Origin of the sequence: Curtobacterium sp. B8, assembly GCF_000333315.1 — a bacterium.
GTDB lineage: Bacteria > Actinomycetota > Actinomycetes > Actinomycetales > Microbacteriaceae > Curtobacterium > Curtobacterium luteum.
Genome location: NZ_BACW01000555.1, coordinates 1 through 7,596 on the forward strand (window position 1 = coordinate 1; position 7,596 = coordinate 7,596).

At 72.3% G+C, this 7,596-nt stretch carries 5 protein-coding genes and 1 pseudogene; all 6 read right to left on the reverse strand.

The features are described from left to right. The coding region (locus I59_RS14930) for a hypothetical protein (RefSeq protein ID WP_022904557.1) at nt 1-1,851 on the reverse strand (1,851 nt) is incomplete at its 3' end. A gap of 119 nt (nt 1,852-1,970) precedes the next feature. Then, nucleotides 1,971-2,817: pseudogene (locus tag I59_RS20135) on the reverse strand (ABC transporter permease). Beyond that, entirely contained in the window at nt 2,814-3,848 is a 1,035-nt protein-coding gene (locus tag I59_RS14940; RefSeq protein ID WP_022904558.1) for a daunorubicin resistance protein DrrA family ABC transporter ATP-binding protein, read from the reverse strand. The pseudogene I59_RS20135 and the gene I59_RS14940 overlap by 4 nt, the downstream one beginning before the upstream one ends. A gap of 88 nt (nt 3,849-3,936) precedes the next feature. Beyond that, nucleotides 3,937-4,665 (reverse strand): hypothetical protein, encoded by a 729-nt coding sequence (locus I59_RS20140; RefSeq protein ID WP_022904559.1) that lies wholly within the window; start codon nt 4,663-4,665, stop codon nt 3,937-3,939. 83 nt (nt 4,666-4,748) lie between these two features. Further along, nucleotides 4,749-6,434: an inositol monophosphatase family protein gene (locus I59_RS22330; RefSeq protein WP_022904560.1), complete on the reverse strand. Its 1,686-nt coding sequence runs from the start codon at nt 6,432-6,434 to the stop codon at nt 4,749-4,751. Next, on the reverse strand, nt 6,431-7,546 hold the full coding sequence (locus I59_RS14955; RefSeq protein ID WP_022904561.1) for an ABC transporter ATP-binding protein: 1,116 nt from the start codon (nt 7,544-7,546) through the stop codon (nt 6,431-6,433). Before I59_RS14955 ends, I59_RS22330 begins: the two co-directional genes overlap by 4 nt. Nucleotides 7,547-7,596 lie beyond the last annotated feature (50 nt).

Genomic DNA, 7,596 nt, shown 5'->3' on the forward strand with positions numbered 1-7,596 from the left:
CGCAGACTCGCGCGTGACGGGGGCGACGTCGCCGACCCCGGTGAAGACGACGCGCAGCGCGTTCTGGATCGGGCTGCCCTCGTTCCACTCGAAGTAGATGCTCGGGACGACCCCGGCGAGGTCGCGGATCGCCAGGAGCGTCGAAGCGATGGTGTTCGGGACGTTGCCGGACCGCACCCGGAGGACCCGGTGTCCGTGCACGACGTGGCCCTCGACGACAAGGTCCTCCTCGAAGTCGGACGAGTCGGCGGGCAGGACCTCGAGGAACATCGTCGGCACGCGCGCGGGGATGCCCGAGTCGCGTCGTTCCTCACGCCCCTTCGAGCGGTAGGCCTCGGCCGTGCCCGCCCCGGGCTCGTTGGCGATGATGCAGACCGAGCTGAACTGGTCGGCGTCGGCCTCGACGAACTGCCGGGCGACGGCGTCGAGCTCGATCGACGACGCGCGGAGCTCGAACGACCGCCGGACCCGTGAGACGAGCGACACGACCACGATCGCGATGATGAACACCGCCGCGATCCGGACGCCGTCCGGACGCTCGATGACGTTCGCGACCGTCGTGTATACGAAGACCACGGTGATGACGCCGAAGCCGATCGTGCGCTTCTTCTGCCCCTTGCGCCGGGCCGAGAGCGTCACCGCGACCGCTGCGCTGGTGATGAGCACGAGGACACCGGTGGCGTAGGCGCCACCCTGCGCGTCGACGTTGGCCTGGAAGAGGATCGTGATCGCGAAGGCGATGAGCGTGAAGATGACGACGAGCGGCCGGGTCGCCCGCGCCCACTGGGGAGCCATCCCGTAGCGGGGCAGGAAGCGCGGGACGAGGTTGAGGAGTCCGGCCATCGCGCTCGCGCCCGCGAACCACAGGATCGCGACCGTCGAGAAGTCGTACACCGACCCGAACACGCCGCCGAGGTACTCGTGCGCGAGGTACGCGAGTGCGCGTCCGTTCGCCTGGCCGCCGGCCTGGAACTCGCGCTGCGGGATGAGGAACGTCGTGACGATCGAGGACGTGATGAGGAACGTGCTCATGATGATCGCCGCCACGGTCAGCAGGCGCTTCGTGCCGCGGATGCGGCCCTCCGGCCGGGCGGAACCGGCGTCGGCGGCGTCACCGCGGACCTGCGGCATGACGGCGACGCCGGTCTCGAAACCGGACAGGCCGAGCGCGAGCTTCGGGAACACGACGAGCGCGATACCGATCATCACGAGCGGGTTGCTGTGCTGGGTGGTGAGGCCGCTCCACCAGTCGCTCGCCACCGTCGGGTGCTCGAACACGTGCCAGAGCGCCACGACGACCACGACGGCGTTCAGCGTGAGGTAGACGGCGACCAGGGCGACCGCGATCCCGATCGCCTCCTTGAAGCCCCGCAGGAAGACGACACCGAGGAGCAGCAGCAGCGCGAGGGTGAGCGGCACCGGGATCTCGGTGAACCACTGCGGCGTGAAGGGGTTCTCCGCGATGTGCGCCGTCGCGTCCGCCGCCGAGAGCGTCATGGTGATCATGAAGTCGGTGACGGCGAAGCCGAGGAGCACCAGGACGAAGAGCTTGCCGGCCCACCACGGCAGGAGCTTCTCGAGCATCATGATCGACCCGGCGCCCTTGAAGCTGTCCTGGGCGACGCGGCGGTACACGGGCAGGGCGCCGAACAGTGTCACGAGGACCAGGACGATGGTCGCGATCGGCGACAGGAGCCCGGCGGCGAGCGCGGCGATGGCGGGCTGGTACCCCAGCGTCGAGAAGTAGTCGACGCCGGTGAGGCACATGACACGCCACCACGAGTGCGTCTTCTCGACCTCGACCTGGTGCGGGCCCTGGTGCGAAGCGCCACGGTCGGTGCCCTCGAGCATCCAGCGCTTGAGACGAGAGCGACGCTCGGGCAGGCGTCGGGGTTCGGTCGCGGTCACTGGATGATGCTAAGCGGTCTCGCCGGACGCGCCGTACACCCTGTCGGGCTCCACATCCCGCGTCACTTCGCGCTGATGCGGGTGTACTTGCTCACGGCCCACGGCACGAACACGATGAGCATGACCGCGATGCCGATGAGCACCGTGACGACCGGGTGCTGCATGGTCCAGATGTCCGGCACCGGTGCGGTCCCGACGTTGCCGAAGAGCTCGCGCGCGGCCTGCACGAGCGACGACACCGGGTTCCACTCGGCGAACACCCGGAGCACCAGCGGCAGGGTGTCGCTCGGCACGAACGCGTTCGAGACGAACGTCAGGGGGAACAGGATCATGAACGAGGCGTTGTTGATGACCTCGGGCGTCTTCACGCTCATGCCGAGCAGCGCCATCACCCAGCTGAACGCGTAGCTGAACAGCAGGAGCAGCCCGACGCCCGCGAGGAACTCCGGCGCGGAGGAGTTCACCCGCCACCCGACCGCGAGCCCGGTCAGCATCATGATCACCATCGAGATGCCGTTGAGCACGAGGTCGGAGTTCGTCCGGCCGATGAGCACCGCCGACGCCGACATCGGAGGGTCGGAACCGGTCGATCAGGCTTTCCTGAGGTCTGCGCCATTGGGGAGCCCGAGAACGTGGCACCGAACACCACCGTCTGGGCGAAGATGCCGGCATCAGGAACTGTGTGTAGTCGGTGCCCTGCACGGCGATCGCCCCGCCGTACACTGGGCTGAAGAGCAGCACGAACATGATCGGTGCAGGGACCGCGAACACGAGCATGTCCGGCGAGCGCTTGATCTTGATGAGGTTGCGCTTCGTGACCGTCCACCCGTCCTCGACCCAGACGGCGGCGGGTGCGGTGATCACGACGGGGAGCGCCCGGCCCGGCGCCGTGGTGGTGGTGGCGGTCATCGCGCCGACTCCTTCTGCTTCGTGCGGCCCGGCTGCTTCGTGTGACCCGGCTTCGTCGGGGCGGGGTCGTCGGACTCGTCGGCGGTCGCGGCGTGCCCGGTGAGCCGGAGGAACACGTCGTCGAGCGTGGGCCGGCGCATGCCCGCGTCGTGCAGTTCGATCCCGGCTTCGCCGAGGTCGGCGAGGACGCGCTGGAGCGCGCTCGGTCCGGCGTCGACCGCGACCGCGTACGTCCGTCCGTCGCCGGAGGCCTCGACGTCGCCGACCCCGTACCGCCGCAACGCCGTGGTGGCCGCGTCGCCGTCCGCCGCGTCCACGAGCGTGACGACCACCCGGTGCCCGCCGACCTGGGCCTTGAGCTGGTCGGCCGTGCCCTCGGCGATGACCGTCCCGCCGTCGATGACGGCGATGTCGTCCGCGAGACGGTCCGCTTCCTCCAGGTACTGCGTCGTCAGCAGCACGGTGGCGCCGTCGGCGACCAGCCCCTCGATGACGTCCCAGAGCGCGAGGCGGCTCCGTGGGTCGAGCCCGGTCGTCGGCTCGTCGAGGAACAGCACGCGGGGGTTCATGACGAGCGCGCCGGCGAGGTCGATGCGGCGCCGCATGCCGCCCGAGAACCCCTTCACCGGCCGGTCACCCGCCTCGGCCAGGTCGAACACGTCGATCAGCTCCCGCGCCCGCTGCCGGGCCGTGCGCCGCCCGAGGTGGTACAGCCGGCCGATCATCTCGAGGTTCTCGAACCCGGTGAGGTTCTCGTCGACCGCCGCGTACTGCCCGGACACGCCGATCGACCGCCGGGTCGCCTGCGGGTCGCGGACGACGTCGACGCCGTCGATCGTCGCGGAACCGCTGTCCGGCGTGATCAGTGTCGTCAGCACCTTGACGGTGGTGGTCTTGCCCGCACCGTTCGGGCCGAGCAGGGCCTTCACCGTCCCCTGCGGGACGGCGAGGTCGAGCCCGGCCAGGGCGTGCACCGGACCCGACTTCGACCGGTAGGTCTTCGTCAGCCCCGTGGCTTCGATGATCGCCATGTCGCTCCTTCGTCGAGCATGGAGAATACCAGTATGTCAGCGGGTGACCGCGTGCCTGTGGACGGTCCGGGCGGGCCGGAACACCGGGTCAGACGTCGAAGTCACCACCGAAGTCACCGCCGAAGTCACCGCCCCAGTCGGAGCCGCCGTCGGCCGACGCTTCGTCGTACCCGCCACCAGTGTCACCCGAACCACCGTCATCCGCGGCGTCGGTACCGCCGTCGAACGATCCGGGGTCGGGCAGGAAGGCGCTCATGATCGCCGAGCCGATGACGTACCCGGCCACCGTCCCGAGGATCGACGCGCCGACCATCCGACCGAACGAGGGGCCCTGGCGTCCGCCGAACCCGCCGCCCATCCCGCCGAGCGAACGCTCCACGTACCCGGGCTGCCGGATCTCCGAGCGGGTGGCCGCCTGGGCCAGCGAGCGCGGGTCGTCGCCGCGCGGGGCCTCACCGGCCGGGGCGGTCCGCGTGAACTCGTCGTAGACCATGCGGCGCTGCTCGGGCGTCAGGGTCGCGAACGCCTCGGCGTGGACCTCCTCGATGCGCTCCGGCGGGGCCGTGCGCAGCAGGTACCGGTAGCGCTCGACGGCGCGCTCGTCGTCGGTCGCGGCGCCCGCCTGTGCGCCCGACTGCCAGGCCGGTCGCCCTCCGTCCGGCGCACCGGAGCTCCACGTCGGCGACGAGGCCGGCACCTGGTACGACTGCTGCCCGTACCGGTAGCCCTGCTGCTGCGGCTGCTGGGGCTGGCCCCACTGGTTCTGGTCCTGCCGGGGTCGCTCGGGGCGGCCGAGCAGACGATCGAGGAAACCCATGGTCCGTGCTCCTTCGGGAGTGTGGGGCGGTGCTGGGAATGCCGAGCCTACGAGCGGCAGGGGTCCGCTCCCTGTACGCCGACTCAGAGAACGCCGAGCGCCGCGGTCCAGACGGCGTGCAGCTCGTCGGCCGCGCCGGGGTGCGCGACGAGGAACGGCTCGCCGAGCGGTGGGAACCCGTCGACCGGCCCGGTGCGGCTGAGGACGACGCCGCCGGCCTCGTGCACGAGCAGCACCGCGGCGCCGTGGTCGACCGGGTCGAACGCCGAGACGCACCCCCCGATGCCCCGCCCCGCCGCGACCTGCGCGATCGTGAGCGTGCCCGAGCCCTGCACCCGCAGCGTGCAGGCCCGCGCGGCGAGTGCGTCGAGGAACGCCCCGAACCCGGGCCACGGCCGGTGCCCGTCGAGCTCCGTGCCGACGACCGCACCGGCGAGCGGACGCGGGTCGTCGTCGAGCCGCAGGACCCGGTCGCGGAGGACGGCCCCCCGGCCGCGTCGGGCCTCGAGGACCTCGCCACGCCAGGGGTCGGCCACGACCCCGACGACCGGCCGGCCACCGCGCGTGAGGCAGAGCGACATCGACGTCCAGGGCACGCCGTTCGCCAGGTTCGTCGTGCCGTCGACGGGGTCGAGGTACCAGCGGTGACGGTCGCCGGGTGCCTCGCCGTACTCCTCGCCCGTGAAGCCGTGCGTCGGGAACACCGCCCGGACCCGCCCCCGGACGTGCTGCTCGACGAGGCGGTCCACGTCGGTGACGAGGTCTGCGGCGTGCGCCTTCGTGGCGACGACGCCGACGGGGTGCTCACGGGTGAAGGCGATCACCTCGTGGGCGACGCGGTGCGCGAGGGACTGCGCGCGGGAGGCCACCTCGGCCTCGGTCGGCTCGCGTTCGGGCTCCGGCCAGCCGTCCCGTTCCGCGGCCGCGAACGCGCCGTGCAGCGCCGCGAGGTCGTTCGTCGTGATCGAGTCCGCGCCTGCCCGCGCCGCCCACAGCGCGGGTTCGGCGTCGTCGACGGTCCACACCGAGACCTGCAGGCCGAGTTCGTGCGCGACGGCCACGGTGCGCGGCGTGAGGAACGCCACGTCGAGGTTCAGGGTCGACGGGGTCAGCGTCGCGATGTCGTCGACGGTGGGCGGCTCGAGCGACTCCCACGCGAGCCACACGTCGGCCTCGGGCAGGACCGCGCGGACCGCGGCCATCGCGGTGGGCGCTCCGCACCAGGCGACCGGTGTCGTCGTGGTCGAGGCCGCGACCGTCCGGGCGGCCACCTCGGCGTCGGCGGGGTCGGTGAGGTCGACGAGCAGGGTGGACCGGCCCCCGTCGAGCCGCTCCAGGACGGCGTCGAGCCGCGGGATGCGGTCGAGACCGTTGCCGAGCCGGGCGACCTCGCACCACGGCACGTCGGCCACGCGGCGCGCGTCGCCCCACATCCGGCCGAGGGTCTCGTCGTGCAGCAGGACCGCGACGCCGTCCGCCGTCCGCCGGACGTCGACCTCGATGGTCGTCGCGCCGAGCGCCTCCGCGACCGCGACGGCGGGCATCGTGTTCTCCCGCCGGACGCGCGGCGCACCGCGGTGGGCGACGAGCCGTGGCGGGGTCGCACCGTGCCTCCCGGCCGGGTCGGACCCGACCACCGGGCCGGACCCGACCACCGGGCCGGACCCGACCGCCGGGCCGGACCCGACCACCGGGCCGGACCCGACCACCGGACCCGCCCCGACCTGCGGCGCGGTCCCGGACGCCGGGACCGCGACCTCCGCGCTCACCGGGCACCCCCGACCAGCACGCCCTCGCGGTAGACGAGCACGTGGCCGAGCCGCACCCCGACCGCGTCGCCGACCGACGGCGGCGGCCCGCTGACGAACGCGCGGAGCTCGTCGTCGTCGGCGCGCAGCACGACCTCGGCGAAGTGGCCCCGCATGAGCACCCGCGACACCGTCGCCGTGAGCGGCGAGTCGTCGCACAGCACGACCTGCTCCGGACGGACGAGCACCGTGTCGCCCGGACGGCTGTCGACGCCGATCGCGAAGCGTCCGCCGACCGCGCTCGTCGAGCCGATGAACGAGGCGACGAACTCCGTCGCCGGCCGCGCGTACAGCTCCGCGGGTGCCGCGATCTGCTCGATCCGGCCGTCGTGCATGACCGCGATGCGGTCGGAGACGCTGAGGGCCTCGTCCTGGTCGTGCGTCACGATCACCGTCGTGATGCCGAGGCGCTGCTGGATGCGGCGGATCTCGTCGCGGACGCTGACCCGGAGCTTCGCGTCGAGGTTCGACAGCGGTTCGTCGAGCAGCAGCACGTCCGGCTCCTGCACGACCGCGCGGGCGAGGGCGACCCGCTGCTGCTCGCCGCCCGAGATCGCGGTCGGCTTCGAGGTCGCGTGGTGGCTCAGCCCGACGAGTTCGAGGGCGGCCCGCACGCGGTCGGCGGTCTGCTGCTTCGACACGCGACGAGTGCGCAGCGGGAAGGCCACGTTCTGCGTGACGGTCATGTGCGGCCACAGCGCGTAGTTCTGGAACACCATCGCGCTCGGTCGTCGCTCCGGACCGGTGTCGGTCACGTCCCGCCCGCCCATCGTGACGGTGCCGTCGTCGACGGGCAGGAACCCGGCGACCATGCGGAGCGTCGTCGTCTTGCCGCAGCCCGACGGGCCGAGCAGCGACACGAGCTCGCCCGGCGCGACGTCGAGGTCGATGCCCGCGACGACGTCGCGGCCACCGAGGCGCTTGCGGAGTCCGCGGACGAGGAGTCCGCCGCCTCGGCCTGGTGCTGCCTGGAGGCCCGGGGCGGGTTCCGCCAGGAGGGTCGCGTCCGTCATCGGGTCGCCTTCCGTGCTGGTGCTGCTGGTGCTGGTGCTGGTGCTGGTGCTGGTGGTCATCGGATCTGGAACCCGTCCGCGAGGCGGCCGCCCATGATGTGCTGCGCCCA